General features: G+C 73.5%; 15 protein-coding genes. 8 read left to right on the forward strand and 7 right to left on the reverse strand.

The genetic code is table 11. The features are described 5' to 3' along the window. The 3 genes from ABZ641_RS10465 to ABZ641_RS10475 form a co-directional block, all read right to left on the reverse strand. Positions 1–304, reverse strand: a 304-nt coding sequence (locus ABZ641_RS10465) for a hypothetical protein (protein ID WP_359980706.1), incomplete at its 3' end; no start/stop codon positions are given. A gap of 305 nt (positions 305–609) precedes the next feature. Further along, the gene (locus tag ABZ641_RS10470; RefSeq protein ID WP_359980709.1) at positions 610–1,767 is read right to left on the reverse strand and encodes a HAMP domain-containing sensor histidine kinase; all 1,158 of its coding nucleotides are present in this window, start codon (positions 1,765–1,767) and stop codon (positions 610–612) included. A gap of 75 nt (positions 1,768–1,842) precedes the next feature. Continuing rightward, entirely contained in the window at positions 1,843–2,574 is a 732-nt protein-coding gene (locus tag ABZ641_RS10475; RefSeq protein ID WP_030267975.1) for a response regulator transcription factor, read from the reverse strand. Positions 2,575–3,161: 587 nt separating this feature from the next. On the opposite strand from ABZ641_RS10475, the gene ABZ641_RS10480 reads away from it, so the two are divergent. The 3 genes from ABZ641_RS10480 to ABZ641_RS10490 all read left to right on the forward strand — a co-directional run bounded on the left by ABZ641_RS10480 (position 3,162) and on the right by ABZ641_RS10490 (position 7,103). Further along, a complete protein-coding gene (locus ABZ641_RS10480; protein ID WP_344624426.1) occupies positions 3,162–3,890 on the forward strand; it encodes a rhomboid-like protein in 729 nt (242 codons plus the stop codon). A gap of 171 nt (positions 3,891–4,061) precedes the next feature. After that, entirely contained in the window at positions 4,062–6,455 is a 2,394-nt protein-coding gene (gene lon / locus ABZ641_RS10485) for an endopeptidase La (protein ID WP_344624425.1), read from the forward strand. Positions 6,456–6,608: 153 nt separating this feature from the next. Further along, positions 6,609–7,103, forward strand: a complete 495-nt coding sequence (locus ABZ641_RS10490; protein ID WP_344624424.1) for a GtrA family protein — start codon at positions 6,609–6,611, stop codon at positions 7,101–7,103. A gap of 33 nt (positions 7,104–7,136) precedes the next feature. On the opposite strand, the gene xylA is transcribed toward ABZ641_RS10490, so the two are convergent. Then, a complete protein-coding gene (gene xylA / locus ABZ641_RS10495; RefSeq protein WP_359980713.1) occupies positions 7,137–8,297 on the reverse strand; it encodes a xylose isomerase in 1,161 nt (386 codons plus the stop codon). Positions 8,298–8,393: 96 nt separating this feature from the next. Between xylA and xylB the strand changes: the two genes are divergently transcribed. Beyond that, a complete protein-coding gene (xylB, locus tag ABZ641_RS10500; protein WP_359980716.1) occupies positions 8,394–9,818 on the forward strand; it encodes a xylulokinase in 1,425 nt (474 codons plus the stop codon). Positions 9,819–9,997: 179 nt separating this feature from the next. Beyond that, positions 9,998–11,221 (forward strand): ROK family protein, encoded by a 1,224-nt coding sequence (locus ABZ641_RS10505; RefSeq protein WP_359980719.1) that lies wholly within the window; start codon positions 9,998–10,000, stop codon positions 11,219–11,221. A gap of 66 nt (positions 11,222–11,287) precedes the next feature. Here the strand turns inward: ABZ641_RS10505 and ABZ641_RS10510 are convergent, their stop codons facing one another. Continuing rightward, entirely contained in the window at positions 11,288–12,316 is a 1,029-nt protein-coding gene (locus tag ABZ641_RS10510) for a DUF3533 domain-containing protein (RefSeq protein WP_359980722.1), read from the reverse strand. 105 nt (positions 12,317–12,421) lie between these two features. Here ABZ641_RS10510 and ABZ641_RS10515 point away from each other — a divergent pair, with 105 nt between their 5' ends. Both ABZ641_RS10515 and ABZ641_RS10520 read left to right on the forward strand, forming a co-directional pair. Next, positions 12,422–12,901, forward strand: a complete 480-nt coding sequence (locus ABZ641_RS10515) for a MarR family transcriptional regulator (RefSeq protein ID WP_344624420.1) — start codon at positions 12,422–12,424, stop codon at positions 12,899–12,901. Positions 12,902–13,038: 137 nt separating this feature from the next. Next, a complete protein-coding gene (locus ABZ641_RS10520) occupies positions 13,039–14,592 on the forward strand; it encodes an MDR family MFS transporter (RefSeq protein ID WP_344624419.1) in 1,554 nt (517 codons plus the stop codon). 94 nt (positions 14,593–14,686) lie between these two features. Here ABZ641_RS10520 and ABZ641_RS10525 read toward each other — a convergent pair whose 3' ends face one another. After that, a complete protein-coding gene (locus ABZ641_RS10525; RefSeq protein WP_344624418.1) occupies positions 14,687–14,932 on the reverse strand; it encodes a hypothetical protein in 246 nt (81 codons plus the stop codon). Positions 14,933–14,963: 31 nt separating this feature from the next. Next, entirely contained in the window at positions 14,964–16,130 is a 1,167-nt protein-coding gene (locus ABZ641_RS10530; RefSeq protein ID WP_344624417.1) for an inorganic phosphate transporter, read from the reverse strand. Positions 16,131–16,509: 379 nt separating this feature from the next. On the opposite strand from ABZ641_RS10530, the gene ABZ641_RS10535 reads away from it, so the two are divergent. Further along, positions 16,510–17,964 (forward strand): NlpC/P60 family protein, encoded by a 1,455-nt coding sequence (locus ABZ641_RS10535; RefSeq protein ID WP_344624416.1) that lies wholly within the window; start codon positions 16,510–16,512, stop codon positions 17,962–17,964. Positions 17,965–18,071 lie beyond the last annotated feature (107 nt).

Raw genomic sequence — 18,071 nt, forward strand, 5'->3', positions numbered from 1 at the left:
CTGCCAGCGGCGCGGCGGCCTGCTGGACCGGCGCGGCCGGTGCAGCGGGCGCCGGCGCGGCGGCGGGAGCAGCAGGGGCAGCAGGAGCAGCAACGGGGGTCGGCACGGAGCCGACCTGGGTTGCGGCCTGGGTCACTGGAGTCACCTCGGTACCGGGCTTGTAGTCGGCGAAAAAGTCCCACCAGGCTCGGTCGACCGAGTTCGGGTCCTGGAGGTACTGCTGGTAGATCTCGTCGACGAGCCACTCATTGGGGCCGAAGCCAGTGGAGCTTGCCGAGCTGGGGGTTTCAGGGTGTGGCGACATCGGGGCAACCGCCCTCTTCCGCTTCCTTTTGGGATGGTGGACAGCGGGGATTAAGGCTACGCCTCCGACCAGTGATCGCGCAGTCCCCCCTGGCCAGGCGTCGCCCAGATCACAGTGAACGGCCGGAATTTGGCCGGTTGTGCGCGTTAGAAACCCGTCAGTAAGGGTAGCTGGACACGTTCGGTCTGCACCATTATCCCCACAAAATCAGACAATATGGGCACCCGGTGACGGGCTGGGGCCGGTCCGATGTCGGACCGGCCCCGTTGTGTCCCAGTTGTGTGACAACGTTCGGGTACGGCGTGTCACCCGGTGGGGAGCCCCGTGGCGAGGGGTGCCTCGCCGGGCAGCGTGACCTCGATCCGGCAGCCCCGGTCCGTCTCGGCGACGCGGATCTCGCCGCCGTGCAGGTCCACCGCCCAGCGGGCGATGGCCAGGCCGAGTCCGGTGCCGCCGTCGCTGCCGGGGCCCTGCGCGGTCGCGCTGCCGCTGCGCCCGAAGCGCTCGAACACCCGCGCGCGGTCCTGCAGCGGGATGCCGGGGCCCTCGTCCTCGACCTGCAGCAGCAGGGCGCCGCCCTGCTCGCCCGACCGGGCCCGCACGGTCACCGTGCCGCCCGCCGGGGAGTGCTTGCAGGCGTTGTCGACGAGGTTGGCGACCACCTGGTGCAGCCGCTCCTCGTCGGCGACGGCGGTCAGGCCGTCCGGCTGCACGTCCAGGCTCAGCCGCACGTCGCCGCGGCGGCCGTAGGCACCGCCCGCGGTGGCGCCGTCCACCGTCACCCCGCGGAGCACGCCGTCCAGGAACGGCCGCACCTCGAACGGGCGGGTGTCCAGCGGCACCACGCCGTCGTCGAGCTTGGAGAGGTCCAGCAGGTGGGTGATCAGCCGGCCCAGCCGCTCGGTCTGCTCCAGCGCGGCGCCCAGCGTCTTGGGCTCGGGCCGGACGACGCCGTCCACCACGTTCTCCAGGACGGCCCGCAGCGCCGCGATCGGCGTGCGCAGCTCGTGCGAGACGTTGGCGATCAGCTCCCGGCGGTGCCGGTCGGCGGCCTCCAGATCGGCCGCCATGCGGTTGAAGGAGTCGGCGAGCTCGCCGATCTCGTCCCGGGAGGAGGTGTCCACCCGGGTGCTGTAGTCGCCGCGGGCCATCGCCCGGGCCGCGGCGGTCATCGCGCGCAGCGGCGCGGTCAGTCCGTGCGCGAGGAACTGCATGAACAGCAGCGACGCGATCATCGAGAAGATCATGATGATCCGGATCTGCGTCTCGGACCGGATCGCCACGACCACCATCCCGGTGGCCAGGCAGACGGAGACGATCACCAGCAGGGCGAGCTTGCCCTTGATGGACCGCACCGGGTCGAACGGCCGCATGTCGTCCCACACCCGGCGGGCGGCCCGGCCGGCCAGGCCGGGGCCGGGACGCTCGGCGGCGTCCCCTCTGCGTTGCTGTGGAAAGGTCATCGTGCCCCTGCGGTCGGAGCGGCGCATCGGCTGAAGGCGTGGGCCCCCCGGCGGCCCAGCCCTCGGTGCACCGGCTCAGGAAAGGGGTGCCTCCAGGGCGTACCCGACGCCGTGCACCGTGCGGATCCAGCTGGCGCCGATCTTCCGGCGCAGCGCCTTGACGTGGCTGTCGACCGTGCGGGTGCCCGAGGCGTCCGTCCAGTCCCAGACCTCCGCGAGCAGCTGCTCGCGGGTGAGCACCGCGCGCGGCTGCGCGGCGAGGCAGGCCAGCAGGTCGAACTCGGTCGGCGTCAGGTGGACGTCGCCCGAGCCGAGCCGCACCCGGCGCTGCACGTGGTCGATCTCCAGCTCGCCGAAGCGCAGCGAGCCGAGCGCCGGCGTCCTCGCCGCCTGCTGGGCGCGCTCGACGCGGCGCAGCAGCACGTTGACGCGGGCCGCCAGCTCACGCATGGAGAACGGCTTGGTCATGTAGTCGTCCGCACCGACGCCGAGGCCGACCAGCAGGTCCGTCTCGTCGTCCCGCGCGGTCAGCATGAGCACCGGCACCGGGCGCTGCGCCTGGATCCGGCGGCACACCTCCAGGCCGTCGAAGCCCGGCAGCATGATGTCGAGCACCACCAGGTCGGGCTGCCAGGTGTGGAAGCCGTCCACCGCGCCGGGCCCGTCGTGGGCCACGGCGACCTTGAAGCCCTCCGCTCCCAGGCGGGCTGCGATGGACTCGGCGATGGTCGGTTCGTCCTCCACCACCAGTACTCGCCGCTGCGTACCGACCGGGCTGCTGCCGGTCTCTTGCTGAATCTCTGTCACGGTCACGCCACCGCCCCCAGGGCTGCGGGCCGACACCTGTGGGGGTGGCGGCGCCGCGTCGTAGTCGTCTCGGTCCGTATGTGGGCTGTGCCCGGCCTGCCGCGTCGGCTGGGTGCCGTTCCGCCGTCGGCCCCCTGCGCGGCGTGGATGCGCCGTGTGTGGTCCGCACACCCGACCCGCACTCCACGCAGAGTACGGACACCGGGGGCGTTCCGGCAGGTGGCCCGGACACATCCGGGCCACGGATCGATGCCGATCCCCGTCGGGACCGGGCACGGGGCGATACCTTACCGGGCGAAATTCGCAGTTGTAACGATCCGTATGGTCCCGAATGCTACTCGTGCCCCTTACTTTTGGGCTGCTCCTCCGTGAACGGAGGGCAGGTACGGACCAAGGCGTGCAGCCGGTGCGTCGAAGCTCAAGCATTCTTCACAGCTCTTCCCCAGCGGGCTCCCAGCCTTGGAACGTATCGTGGTCACGACAAGGGCCACCGGTGTCTCCGCGGGCACCGTCCGTGCGGATTTCCGCATGCCCTCGACACGTTGCACACGGGGCGGGTGACGGCAGTCCGGCGGACGGAGGGCCCCATGGCGGCGAGCGGCACCGGCCGTGCGGCGGCACGCCGCGACCTGGTCCGCGACCGCGCGCGCGGCCTGCTCCGGGGGCTGCACGGAGCGCTCCCCACCCCGCGGCGCAACCCCTTCGCGCTCGGCTACCTGGCCCTGCTGCTCGGCACCACCCTCTTCACCCGGTTCGGGGACCCGCAGCTGGTGCACCGGCTGCAGGCGCTCTCCTCCACCGACGTTCACAACCTCGCGCACCACCCCGTGCTCGCCCTCGCGGCCAGCGGCCTCTGGGTGGCCGGCCCGCTGTGGACCCCTTATCTGTGGGCCTTCCTGCTGACGGTCGCCCCGCTGGAGCGCCGGGTCGGCGGCCGCCGGGCGGCCGGGGTGTTCGCCGCCGGGCACGTCGGCGCCACCCTGCTCTCCCAGGCCGTGGTGCTGGCCGCGGTCGCCGTCCGTGCGCTGCCCGTCGACGCCCTCGGCGACCTCGACATCGGCGTCAGCTACGGCGTCCTCGCCAGCCTCGGCGCGCTCGCCGGCCTGCTGCCCCCGGCCGGCCGGAACCTCGCCCTCGGCATCGCCGCCGTCCTGGTCGGCGAGCAGTTCCTCGACGGGACCGACCTCGTCACCGGCATCGGCCACCCGGCCGCCCTGCTGATCGGCATCGCCCTCTGGCGCCCGCTGCGCCGCGGCCCCCGGCGCCCGCTCCGGCGCCGCCGGCCCGCCCCGGCCCCGCTGCCCGTCCGCGCCTGACCTGCGCCGCCCCGCCCGCGCCCGGCGGCGCTTCCCTGCGCCTCCGTGCGCCTGACCTGCGTTTTTCCGGTCACCGTCGGTGATCGCTCAGAGCGAACGACGCCCGGGGAACAATCGCGCCCTGCCAATCCTTAGTCAGGTCAGCTCAACTTCGCTGACTGGGGAGAGATCATGGCATCGACGTCCGTTCCGCTCACCCTGCCCGTGCTGCCGCTCGACGACGAGGTGGTGCTCCCGGGCATGGTCGTCCCGCTCGACCTGTCCGACGCCGAGGTCCGCGCCGCCGTCGAGGCCGCCCGGGCGGCGGCGACCGGCCCGGGCAAGCCCCAGGTGCTGCTGGTGCCGCGCCTCGACGGCTCGTACGCCGCCGCCGGCACGCTGGCCACCGTCGAACAGGTCGGCCGCCTCGCCGACGGCGACCCGGCCGCGCTGGTGCGCGCCGTGCGCCGGGTGCGCATCGGCGCCGGCACCACCGGCCCCGGCGCCGCCCTCTGGGTCGAGACCACGCCCTTCCGGGAGTCCTCCGCCGGCACCGCCGTGGCCGGCCGGGCCGCCGACCTCGTGAAGGAGTACAAGGCGCTCTCCACCCAGTGGCTGCGCAAGCGCGGCGCCTGGCAGATCGTCGACCGGGTCGCGGCCATCGACGGCGTCGGCGAACTCGCCGACAACATCGGCTACGCGCCCTTCGCCACCGCCGAGCAGAAGCTCAAGGTGCTGCTGGAGGCCGACCAGCTGGCCCGCCTGGAGTACGCGCTCACCCTGCTGCGCGACCACCTCGCCGAGGAGGAGGTCAACGACACCATCCGCAAGGACGTGGAAGAAGGGGTCGCCAAGCAGCAGAAGGAGTTCCTCCTCCGCCGCCAGCTGGAGGCCGTCCGCAAGGAGCTCGCCGAGCTGAACGGCGAGTCCGCCTCCGAGGAGGACGACTACCGGGCCCGCGTCGAGGCCGCCGACCTGCCGGAGAAGGTCCGCGAGGCGGCCCTCAAGGAGGTCGACAAGCTGGAGCGGTCCAGCGACCAGTCGCCCGAGGGCTCGTGGATCCGCACCTGGCTGGACACCGTCCTCGAACTGCCCTGGAACGAGCGGTCCACCGACTCCTACGACATCGCCGGCGCCCGCGCCGTGCTCGACGCCGACCACGCCGGCCTCTCGGACGTGAAGGACCGGATCGTCGAGTACCTGGCCGTCCGCAAGCGCCGCGCCGACCAGGGGCTGGGGCAGATCGGCGGCCGCCGCGGCGGTGCGGTGCTCGCCCTGGTCGGCCCGCCCGGCGTCGGCAAGACCTCGCTGGGCGAGTCCGTCGCCCGGGCCATGGGCCGCTCCTTCGTCCGGGTGGCGCTCGGCGGCGTCCGCGACGAGGCCGAGATCCGCGGCCACCGGCGCACCTACGTCGGTGCGCTGCCCGGCCGCATCGTCCGGGCGATCAAGGAGGCCGGCTCGATGAACCCGGTCGTCCTGCTCGACGAGATCGACAAGGTCGGCTCCGACTACCGCGGCGACCCGGCCGCCGCCCTGCTCGAAGTCCTCGACCCGGCGCAGAACCACACCTTCCGCGACCACTACCTGGAGGTCGAGCTCGACCTCTCCGACGTGGTCTTCCTCGCCACCGCCAACGTGCTGGAGGCCGTCCCCGAGCCGCTGCTCGACCGGATGGAGCTCGTCCGGCTCGACGGCTACACCGAGGACGAGAAGGTCGTCATCGCCCGCGACCACCTGCTGCCCCGGCAGCTCGCCAAGGCCGGGCTGAAGGACGACGAGGTGGCGGTCGACGAGGGCGCGCTGCGCAGGCTCGCCGGCGAGTACACCCGCGAGGCGGGCGTGCGGAACCTGGAGCGGTCGATCGCGCGCATCCTGCGCAAGGTCGCCGCGCAGAGCGAACTCGGCGAGCGGCGGCTGCCCGCCGCGATCGGTGCCGACGACCTGCGCGGACTGATCGGCCGGCCGCACCACACCCCCGAGTCCGCCCAGGAGCCCGCCGAGCGGCGCACCGCCGTCCCCGGCGTCGCCACCGGGCTGGCCGTCACCGGCGCGGGCGGCGACGTCCTCTACATCGAGGCCTCGCTCGCCGACGCCGAGACCGGCTCCACCGGGCTCACCCTCACCGGGCAGCTCGGCGACGTGATGAAGGAGTCCGCGCACATCGCGCTCTCCTACCTCCGCTCGCGCGGCGCCGAACTCGAACTGCCCGTCACCGGGCTGCGGGACCGCGGCATCCACCTGCACGTCCCGGCGGGCGCCGTCCCCAAGGACGGCCCGAGCGCCGGCATCACCATGACCACCGCGCTCGCCTCGCTGCTGTCCGGGCGCAAGGTGCGCACCGACGTGGCGATGACCGGCGAGGTCTCCCTCACCGGCCGGGTGCTGCCGATCGGCGGCGTCAAGCAGAAGCTGCTCGCCGCCGACCGGGCCGGGGTCAGCACGGTGATCATCCCGCGGCGCAACGAGGCGGACCTGGACGACGTGCCCGCCGAGGTGCTGGAGCGGCTCACCGTGCACGCCGTCGCCGACGTCCGCGAGGTGCTGAAGCTGGCCCTGGAGCCGGCGGAGGTACTGGTCGCCGCCTGAGGCGCGGCGGGCGCAGGGGCGCGGGGTGCCGAGCGGCACCGCGCGCCCCTGCGGCGTGCGCCCCGGGTCGTTACCCCGTGCGGATGTCACGAGTACGCCGCACGGACCCGGGCGTGCGAGACTGCCGAAATGCCGTCCCCTACGCAACGCGCGTTGGCCCGAGTCCCGGAGCGGTACCGGCCGTTCCTGGTGCGGCACCGCAAGCTGGTGAAGTTCCTGCTGGTGGGCGGCACCTGCTTCGTGCTGACCACCGTCGTCGACCTCGGGCTGAAGTTCACCGTGCTGCAGCACAAGCCGGTGGTCGCGCTGACCGTCGCCACGGTGATCGCGACGGTGGTCTCCTACGTCCTCAACCGCCAGTGGTCGTTCCGGGCGAACGGCCGGCAGCGCGAGGCGATCCTCTTCTTCGTGGTCAGCGCGCTCGCGGTGGTCGTCAACGACCTGCCGCTGATCTTCTCCCGGTACGTCCTGGACCTCCGCGAGCCGGACGTCACCGCGCTCACGCAGGAGGTCGCCGACTTCCTCAGCGGCATGATCGTCGGCACCTTCCTGGCCATGATCTTCCGCTTCTGGGCGATGAACCGCTGGGTCTTCACCCGCAGCGGGCTCCAGCCGCCCGCCGAGGACCTCGAACCCGAGCGGGTCTGAGCGCCCCGGCGGACGGCCGGTGCGGCACGCCGCTCAGCGGACGCCGAGCAGGTGCTCCATCGCGAGCTGGTCGAGCTGCTCGAAGGCCATGCCGCGGGCGGCCGCCGCGTCCACGTCGAAGTCCTCGAACGCGCCGCGGTCGGCGACCAGCGCCGCCAGGCCGTCCTCGGCGGTCGGCCGGGCCAGCTCGTCCAGGCGGGACGCCCGCAGGGCCTCCTGCACCGCCGGGTCGGCGCGGAACGCCAGGGCCTTCTCCTTGAGCATCAGGTAGTTGCTCATGCAGGCCGCGGCCGAGGCCCACACGCCCTCGAAGTCCTCGGTGCGCGGCGGCTTGAAGTCGAAGTGCCGCGGGCCGTCGTAGCCCGCCGACTCCAGCAGGTCCACCAGCCAGAAGGCGCTGCGCAGGTCGCCGGCGCCGAAGCGCAGGTCCTGGTCGTACTTGATGCCGGACTGGCCGTTGAGGTCGATGTGGAAGAGCTTGCCGTGCCACAGCGCCTGGGCGATGCCGTGCGCGAAGTTCAGCCCGGCCATCTGCTCGTGGCCGACCTCCGGGTTGAGGCCGACCCGCTCCGGGCGCTCCAGGCTCCCGATGAAGGCCAGCGCGTGGCCGACGGTCGGCAGCAGGATGTCGCCGCGGGGCTCGTTCGGCTTGGGCTCGATGGCGAAGCGCAGGTCGTAGCCCTGCTCCTCGACGTACTCGCCGAGCAGGTCGAAGGCCTCCTTCAGGCGGTCCAGCGCGACCCGGACGTCCTTCGCGGCGCCGTGCTCGGCGCCCTCGCGGCCGCCCCAGGCGACGTAGGTGGTGGCACCGAGCTCCACCGCGAGGTCGATGTTGCGGATCGTCTTGCGCAGCGCGTAGCGGCGGACGTCGCGGTCGTTGGCGGTGAAGGCGCCGTCCTTGAAGACCGGGTGGGTGAAGAGGTTGGTGGTGGCCATCGGGACCTTCAGGCCGGTGGCGTCCAGGGCGGTGCGGAAGCGCTTGACGATCGCGTCGCGCTCCGCGTCCGAGGAGCCGAACGGGATCAGGTCGTCGTCGTGGAAGGTCACGCCGTGGGCGCCCAGCTCGGCCAGCCGGTGCACCGTCTCCACCGGGTCGAGGGCCGGGCGGGTGGCGTCGCCGAAGGGGTCGCGGCCCTGCCAGCCGACGGTCCACAGGCCGAAGGTGAACTTGTCCGCGGGGGTGGGGGTGGGCATGGCGGAACTCCTGGGGTCTATTCGTCAGGGCAGAAAACAAACTAATATCCCCAGGCACGGAAGGGAAGTCCCGGCGCGGCGGACGGAGAGGAAGTCATGGCAGGGATCGTCATCGGGGTGGACAGCTCCACCCAGTCCACCAAGGCGCTCGCGGTGGACACCGCCACCGGCGAGGTGCTCGGCGAAGGCCGGGCGGCGCACACCGTCACCGGCAGCGGCGGCGCCCGCGAGAGCGACCCGCGGCAGTGGTGGCAGGCACTGCAGGACGCGGTCGCCGGCACCGGCTGCGCCGGGCGCGCCGAAGCCCTCGCGATCGGCGGACAGCAGCACGGACTGGTCGCCCTCGACGCCGACGGCGTCCCGGTCCACCCCGCGCTGCTCTGGAACGACACCCGCTCGGCCGGACAGGCCGCCGCGCTGGTCGACGAGCTCGGCCGCGAGGACTGGGCCCGCCGCACCGGCAGCGTCCCCAACGCCTCGTTCACCGTCGCCAAGTGGGCCTGGCTGCGCGACCACGGCCTCACCGGCCGGGTCGCCGCCGTCCGGCTGCCGCACGAGTACCTCACCGAGCGGCTCACCGGCCGGCCCGCCGCCGAACGCAGCGACGCCTCCGGCACCGGCTGGTGGGGCGAGCACGGCTGGGACCGCGGCGTCCTCGACCTCGTCGGCCTGGACGAGGCCCTGCTGCCGCCGCTCGCCGAACCCGGCACCGCGGCCGGCGAGACCACCGGCCCCTTCGGTGGACTGCGGCCCGGCATTCCCGTCGCCCTCGGCGCCGGCGACAACGCGGCCGCCGCCCTCGGACTCGGCCTCGGCGGCGGCACCGGTGCCGTCCACGGACAGCCCGCCCTCTCGCTCGGCACCTCCGGCACCGTCTACGCCGTCACCCGCGGCCGGCCCGCCGATCCGACCGGCACCGTGGCCGGCTTCGCAGCCGCCCACGGCGACTGGCTGCCGCTCGCCTGCACCCTCAACTGCACCCTCGCCGTCGACCGGTTCGCCACCCTGCTCGGCCGCGACCGGCAGGCCGTCGAACCCGGCGGCGAGGCCGTCGTCCTGCCCTTCCTCGACGGCGAGCGCACCCCCGCCCTGCCGCACGCCGCCGGCCTCGTCCACGGCCTGCGCCACGACACCACCCCCGGCCAACTGCTCCAGGCCGCCTACGACGGCGCCGCGTACGCCCTGCTCGCCGCCCTCGACCTGGTGCTCGCCGCCGGCAGCGAGACCGCGGGCGACGCACCGCTGCTGCTCATCGGCGGCGGAGCCCGCGGACGCGCCTGGCAGGACACCGTGCGGCGGCTCTCCGGCCGGGCCGTCCAGGTGCCCGCCGCCGGCGAACTCGTCGCCCTCGGCGCCGCCGCCCAGGCCGCCGGTCTGCTCACCGGCGAACATCCCGCCGAGGTCGCCCGCCGCTGGGGCACCGCCGCCGGACCCGTCCTCGACCCGGTCGAGAAGGACGAGGCCGCGGCCGCCAGGATCGCCGCCGTGCTCGCCGCCGGCGCTCCGCTGCTCGGCGCCTGACCGGCAGCCCGCGAGCCGGCCCGCGACGAGCGCGGTCGCGGGCCCCGGTGCAGGTCGGGGCCCGTGCGGCCGGTACCGTTCGCGCGGCCCCGAGTGCCGCGCGAACGGGACGGGCGCACGCGGATACCCTGCAACCGGTCGACCGGGTGTTCGGCCGTCGAACGAGAGGTGACGAGGAGATGAGGGACACGGACGCCAGACGGGCCCGGCCCGCGAGTCAGCAGGGCATGCGCCGGGCCAACCTGGCCCTCGTCCTCGGCGAATTCGCGGCCGGACCACGCTCCCGCGCCGAGGTCGCCGCCACCACCGGCCTCACCCGGGCGGCCGTCTCCTCCCTGGTCGACGAACTCACCACGGCCGGCCTCCTCGCCGAATGCGGCCCCGCCGTCCCCAGCGGCAAGGTCGGCCGGCCCGGCACCGCCCTCGCCCTCGACCCGCAGGGACCCGCCGGCCTCGGCGGCGAGATCGGCGTCGAACACCTCGCCGCCTGCGTCGTCGACCTCCGCGGCGAAGTCCGCGGCTGGCTGCGCCAGGACGTCACCAACCGCGACCGCCCCGCCGAAGCCGTGCTGCGCGACCTCGCCGTCCTGCTCCGCGAGGTCGCCGACTCCTGCGGCCTCACCCCGGCCGGCCTCGCCGTCGCCGTCCCCGGCCTCGTCGGCGCCGCCGAAGGCGTCGTCGAACGCGCCCCCAACCTCGGCTGGTCCGACCTGCCGCTCGCCGCCGAACTCCGCCGCGCCCTGCGCGAGGCCGACGCCCACCCCCTCGCCGACCTGCCCATCGACGTCGACAACGAGGCCAACCTCGGCGGCCTCGCCGAACTCTGGCTCGGCGAAGGCCCCGACGACTTCCTCCACCTCTCCGCCGAAGCAGGCATCGGCGCCGCCCTCGTGGTGGACGGCCGGCTCCTGCGCGGCGCCCGCGGCTACGCCGGCGAACTCGGCCACGTCCCCGTCCACCCGGACGGGCCCGCCTGCCCGTGCGGTGCCCGCGGCTGCCTGGAGCAGTACGCGGGAGAGGCCGCCGTGCTCCGCGCCGCCGGACTCGCCGACACCGGCGGCGACTGGGTCGCCCTGCTCGCCCGCCGCGCCGCCGACGGGGACCCGGCCGTCCTCGCCGCACTGGAGGCCGCCGGCTCGGCGCTCGGCGTGGCCGCCGCCGGCGCCGTCAACCTGCTCGACCCGGCGGCGCTGGTGCTCGGCGGCGGCTACGCGGAGCTGGCCGCCTGGCTGCTCCCCGCCATGCGGACCGAACTCGCCGACCGGGTCACCGTCCGGGCCTGGTACGACGACTGGCTGACGGCCTCACGGCTGGGGCGGCGGGGGCCGCTGCTCGGCGCGGGGATCGGGGTCGTCCGCGCCGTCGTCGCCGACCCGGGCCGCTTCGCCGCCGCCGAAGCCTGAGGGCAACCCCCGGACGGGGCCGACGAGCTGATCGGGCGAGAACAAGACAGGTGCCCTGACGCGCCCCTAAAGAGCTGTCTCAGTCCGGGTGCCGGTGGCGCGGTCGGCGGTGAGGAGGGTGATGGCGACGCCGGCGACGGCCCAGGCGGCGAGGACGAGGAAGGGCGGGGTGAGGGCGGTGCCGCCGAGGTAGGCGATGGAGCGGGCGGCGTCGGTGCCGGCGCCGTTCGGGATCCAGGAGCCGATCGCCCGCCAGAACGGCGGCAGCAGCGGCGGCGGGTAGACCCCGCCCGCACTCGGGTTGCCGAGCACCACGAAGATCAGCACGGCGACGCCGATCCCGACCACCCCGAAGAGGCACTGCATCGCCATGGTGAAGGCCCCGACCGCGAAGACCACCAGGGTGCCGAGTCCCCAGAGCGGCAGGATCGGGCCGGGCAGGGCGTCCAGGACCGGTCCGGTGATCAGTGCGCCGCCGAGGCCGGCCGCGGCGGAGTAGAGGAGGAGCGTGCCGAGCCGCAGCAGGGCGCGGTCGGTGTCGGCGGGCCGGGAGCCGGCGCTGATGCCGAGGATCGAGGCCACCAGGTAGCCGCCGACGCACCAGCCGACCACCAGGTAGAAGGAGGAGAGGCCCTCGGCGTCGCCGGGGGCGAGCGGGACGACGTCCTCGGTGCCGAGGGTCCGCTGCTGGGCGGACTCCAGCGAGCCGACGATCCGTTCGGCGGCGGTCGCCGCGGCCGGTCCGCGGGCGGTGGCGACCAGCAAGGTGTCCTTGCTGCCGGTGGGGTCGATCAGCCAGGCGGCGTACACCTTCTGGTCCTTGATCAGCTGGATCGCGCTCGCCCGGTCCTCCGCCGTGCTGGGCCGGACGGCCTCGTCCGGGACGTCGTGGAGGGCCGAGGTGCCCTGGAGGACGGCCTGGGCGGGACCGACCACGGCGATGGAGAGCTGATGGGGGGTCGGGTCGTGGAGTGCGCCGACGTAGCTGGCGGTGAAGGCGAGTTGGAGCAGCAGCACCCCGAGCACGAGCAGGAAGGCGCGCGGGGTGACCGCGTCCTTGACCTCGGCGAGGAATCCGGGGCGCGGGCCGGCCATCGGCCGCCTCCTAAGGGGCGAGGGGCAAAAGGGTGTGAAACGGATGCTTCATAACATGAAGCAGTTGTCCGGGGGCGGAGGCGCGGCCTACGGGATACTGACGCCATGAATGACCAGGAGTCGGCCGACCAGGCGTTCCGCGCGGTCGAGCGGGAGGTGGCGCTGCTCTTCCGCCGCGGGCGGACGCGGGCCGCGGAGATGGCGCGGCGGGTGCATCCGGAGCTGGAGGCCGCGGCGTACGTGATGCTCGCGTACGTGGAGGAGTCGGGCCGGGTGCGGCTGACCGACATCGGGCTGCACTTCGGGATCGGCAAGGCCTCGATCAGCCGGCAGGTGAAGCACCTGGAGGTGCTGGGCCTGCTGCGTCGCGAGGTCGACCCGCTGGACCGCCGTTCCTCGCTGCTCTCGCTCACCGAGGACGGCGCCGCCCGTTACCTGCGCGCCCGGGACGCCCGGATGGAGCGGTTCCGCGAGCTGATGTCGGCCTGGGACGAGGAGGACGTGGAGCGCTTCGCCGAGTTGCTGCGTCGCTTCAACGAGCTGGCCGCGGAGTCCATGCGGGCCGAGGAGTCCGCCCCGGCCTGACCGGTCCTCCGGGCGCTGCCCGGCCCTCCGCCGCCGCGGCAGGGCCGGGCTTTGCTTGCGCTTGAAGAAAGTTGCCTAACTCAACCATTCCCCTTACGGTTGCTTTAGGCAACGAAAATTCACGCTGAAGGACCTCCATGACCCCGACGACCCCCATGACGCACCGGCAAGTCCTGGAAGCGCTGTCAGGCCTCCTGCTGGGCCTCTTCGTGGCCGTGCTCTCCTCGACCGTCGTCTCCAACGCCCTGCCCACGATCCTCACCGACCTGCACGGCGGCGAGTCCGCCTACACCTGGGTGATCACCGCCACCCTGCTGTCGCTGACCGCCTCCACCCCCATCTGGGGCAAGCTCTCCGACCTGGTCAGCAAGAAGCTGCTGGTGCAGATCGCCCTGGTGATCTACATCCTGTCCTCCGCCCTGGCCGGCCTCTCGCAGAACACCGGCGAGCTGATCGCCTGCCGCGTGCTGCAGGGCATCGGCGCCGGCGGCGTCACCGCACTCGCCCAGATCTGCCTCGCCGCGATGGTCACGCCCCGCGAGCGCGGCCGCTACAGCGGCTACTTCGGCGCGGTCTTCGCCCTGGCGACCATCGGCGGCCCGCTCATCGGCGGCGTCATCGTGGACACCGACTGGCTCGGCTGGCGCTGGTGCTTCTACGTCGGCATCCCGTTCTCGCTGCTGGCCATCGCCGTGCTGCAGCGCACCCTGCGGCTGCCCGTCGCCCCGCGGCGCAAGGCCCGGATCGACTACCTCGGCGCGCTGCTCGTCACCGCCGCGGCCAGCCTGCTGATGATCTGGGTCAGCCTGGCCGGCAAGAACTACGACTGGGTGTCCTGGCAGTCCGCCGCGATGCTCGCCGGCACCGCCGTGCTCGCCGTGCTCTTCGTCGCCGCCGAGCGCCGCGCCGCCGAACCGGTCATCCCGCTCCACCTCTTCCGCCACCGCACGGTGACGCTCTCCGCGGTCGCCAGCGTCCTGGTCGGCGTCGGCATGTACGGCGCGACCACCTTCCTCAGCCAGTACTTCCAGCTGGCCAAGGAGAAGTCGCCCACCATGGCCGGCCTGCTCACCCTGCCGATGATCCTCGGCCTCGCCGTCTCCTCCACCGTCGCCGGCAAGCTGATCACCCGCTACGGCCGCTGGAAGGGCTACCTCGTCGCCGGCACCCTGCTGCTCGCCGTCGGCTTCGGCCTGCTCGGCACCGCCCGCGCCGACACCGCGTACGGGCTGCTCGCCCTCTACATGGCGGTGGCCGGCGTCGGCCTCGGCCTGACCATGCAGAACCTCGTGCTCGCCGTGCAGAACACCGTGCCGCGCGAGGAGCTCGGCTCGGCCAGCTCCGTCGTCACCTTCTTCCGCACCATGGGCGGCGCGGTCGGCGTCTCCGCGCTGGGCGCCCTGATGGCCGACCGGGTGGCGCGCTACCTCGCCGAGAACCTCGCCCGGGCGGGCGTCCACCCGACCGGCAGCGCCCTCGGCGGCGGCGAGATCCCCGACCTGCACCGGCTGCCCGCCCCGATCGTCCCGCTGGTGACGGACGCCTTCGGCCACGGCGTCGGCATCGTCTTCCTGCTGGCCGCGCCGTTCGCGCTGCTCGCCTTCCTGGTCGTGCTGTTCATCCGGGAGACCCCGCTGCGCACCACCATGGACGCGCCGGCGCCGCGCACCCTGGAACTCGTCGAGGACTGAGACCCGGCCGGGCCGGGTCGGGTCCGGCCGGCCCGGGCACGCGGAAGGGCCCGCGGGGTGCGTACCCCGCGGGCCCTTCCGTCGTGCGTGCGGCTCAGTGGCCGGCGATCAGGGTGATCCCGTAGAAGACCACCGAGGCGCAGGCGCTGAAGCAGAGCGCGGCACCGGCCAGGGCCAGGTTGCCGCTGCCGGCCCCCGGGATCCCGGACCGGACGGCCTCCTGCGCGGCCTCACGGCGCGACAGCGCCAGGATGCCGAGGGCGAAGGCGGCGACCACCGCGACGGTGATGGCGAAGCTGAGGCCCGCGGTCTGCGCGAGGGCGTCCCACTTGATGTGCATGGCTACCCGTCCTCTCTGACTGGTCGGCCGGTCAGGCCGCGACGGTGGTGGTGGCCGGGGTCGGGGTGGCGGTCTGCACCGGCACCTCGACCTCCTGGACGTCGTTGACGTTGCCGGCGTGCACCGGCTGGCGGCGGGAGGCGATCCACATCGCGCCCGAGCCGGCGACCAGCGTCGCGCCGACCAGGGCCACGCCCCAGGCGCCCTGGTCCGCGACGAAGGCCGCGAGACCGGCCACCGCGGCGGCGGCGGGCAGGGTCAGGCCCCAGGTGTAGACCATGCGGCGCACCAGGCTCCAGCGCAGCTCGCGCTTCGGGCCGCCGAGGCCGGCGCCCATGATGCCGCCGGAGCAGACCTGGGTGGTGGACAGGCCGTAGCCCATGTGGGTCGAGGTGAGGATGACCGTGGCGGCGGCCGTCTCGGTGGCGAGGCCCTGGCGGGGGCGGATCTCGGTCAGGCCGTTGCCCATCGAGCGGATGATGCGCCAGCCGCCCATGTAGGTGCCGAGCGCGATCGCCGCACCGGCGCTGACGATGACCCAGGTCGGGGGCAGCGCGCCGGGCTTGAGGGCGCCGACGGAGACCAGGGTCAGCGTGATGATGCCCATGGTCTTCTGCGCGTCGTTGGTGCCGTGCGCCAGCGAGATCAGCGAGGAGGTGAACATCTGGCCGCGCCGGAAGCCCTTCTCGGTGGTCTCCTCGCGGCCGCCGCGGGTGATCAGGTAGGCGAGGCGGGTGGCGCCCCAGGCGGCCAGACCGGCCACCAGCGGGGAGGCGACCGCCGGGATCAGGATCTTGGTGACGACGACGTCGAAGTTCACGCCGTTCATGCCGACGCCGACCACGGTGGCGCCGATGAGGCCGCCGTACAGCGCGTGCGAGGAACTGGAGGGCAGGCCCCTCAGCCAGGTCAGCAGGTTCCAGAGGATCGCTCCGACCAGGGCGGCGAAGATGATCGACGGCTGGAGGCCGGCCTTCTCGTTGACGATGCCGCCGGAGATGGTGGTGGCCACCTTCACGGAGAGGAAGGCTCCGGCGAAGTTGAGGACTGCGGCGATGGTGACCGCGACCTTGGGCTTGAGGGCTCCCGTCGCGATGGAGGTGGCCATCGCGTTGGCGGTGTCGTGGAACCCGTTGGTGAAGTCGAAGGCGAGCGCCGTGATGATCACAACGGCCACCAGGAACGTGATGTGTTCCATAACCAAACAATCGTCGTAGTTGTCGGACTGACGCTGCTGTCAGGCGTGACCGTAGGGAGCCCGGGTGAACGGAAGGTGAACAGGGTTGGGAATCGTGGTTCCGATGGTGGATCGGGGGTTGCACGAACATTGCGAAAGTGTGGAAACCGAGGCTCTGTACGGCCGTTGTGTCCGCTTGGATCCACCTTCGTGGGGGTTTGGTGAGACTTGCCTCACACCCCCTCGACCGGGCCGGTGAACCCCCCCGGGTGAGGACTCGCTGAGAATTCACCGGACGGACCGCAGGCCCCCTGCCGTTACCTGCCGGTCACATGGCAGGATTCTCCGGAGAGATCACCGGGCGCGGGCCCGGGCCGGGCTGGACTGGGGAGGGCGGCCGATGTCGGCTGGGCAGCGTACGGAGAACGGCGTCCGACCTTGGGTGCGGGCCGCCATGCGGTGCGGCGCCGTGCTTGCCGCGGCCGCGCTGTCGCTGCCGCTGGCCACCGCCGCGTACGCCGCGCCCACCCCGGCGCCCACCCTCACCGTGGCCGCCGGCGCCGACCCGCTGGCCGACGCCAAGACCACCCTCGGCCCGATGCTCGACCGGCTGCACCAGCTCTACCAGGAGGCCGAGGCCGCCACCGAGCAGTACAACGCCGCCGTCGCCCGGCAGGCCGCCCAGCAGGCCCAGGTCACCGACCTCCGCGCCCGGGTCGAGTCCCAGCAGGCCGCGGTCAACGCCGGCGTGGACATCGCCGCCCAGCTCGCCGCCGCCCAGTACCGCAGTGGCCGGGCCTCCGACCTCGCCGACTTCATGCTCGCCGAGAACCCCTACCAGGCCGTCGTCATCGCCCAGCTGCTCGACGCCGCGGGCCGCTCCCAGAAGGCCTTCCTGGACCGCCTCAAGTCGGACCGCGCCACCCTCGTCGAGCTGCAGGCCCAGGCCGAGCAGGCGCTCGTCCAGGCCACCGCGCTCGCCACCCAGCAGGAGGCCGCCAAGGCCGACGTGGCCAAGCGACTCGCCGCCGTCGAGGACATGGTCGGCTCGCTCACCGGCGCCCAGCGCAGCGAACTGGAGGCACTGGAGCGGCAGCAGGCCGACGAGGCCCAGCTCGCCTTCCTCGCCTCCGGTGCGCTCGGCAAGGGCGAGCGCACCCCCTCCGAGGCCGGCCGCAAGGCGGTCGCCTGGGCGCTCAAGCAACTCGGCAAGGACTACGTCTGGGGCGGCGACGGCCCGGACGTCTTCGACTGCTCCGGCCTCACCTCGCAGGCCTGGCTGAACGCCGGCAAGCCGATCCCGCGCACCAGCCAGGAACAGTGGGCGCAGCTCAAGCACGTCCCGCTGAACCAGATCCGCCCCGGCGACCTCGTGGTCTACTTCGGCGGCGCCACCCACATCGGCATGTACATCGGCGGCGGCCTGATCGTGCAGGCGCCGCACACCGGCGACGTGGTCAAGGTCTCCAAGATCGGCGCGATGCCGATCCTCGGCGCCGTCCGGCCCGACCCGGACTCGGCCGCCGACGACAAGGGCGGCGACTGGAAGGTGCCGCAGGTCACCGTCGGCGCCTCGCGGATCGCCCCGGCCAAGCCGACCACCCTGCCGCCGCGGCCCACCCAGCCCACCCCGACCAAGCCCACCCCGCCGCCCGCCACCGGCACCCCGACCGGCTCCGGCACGCCCACCGGCAGCGGCACGCCGTCCGGCTCGGGCACGCCGTCCGGCTCGGGCACCCCGTCGGGCTCCGGCACGCCCACCGGCAGCGGCACCCCGTCCGCCTCGGCCGGCTCCACCGAATCCGCCTCCCGCACCGCCTCGGCCCCGGCCTCCGGCAGCCCGACGGCCCAGTAGGCAAGGGGCCGGCGGCCCACCGTCCACGGGCACAACGCACAGATCTGAATAGATTCGTGTAGTGAAAGATTGTTTTTGATTAGTTGTAGTTATCGGTGGTCGCGGTA

This window comes from Kitasatospora sp. NPDC007106, assembly GCF_040634455.1.
GTDB lineage: Bacteria > Actinomycetota > Actinomycetes > Streptomycetales > Streptomycetaceae > Kitasatospora > Kitasatospora arboriphila.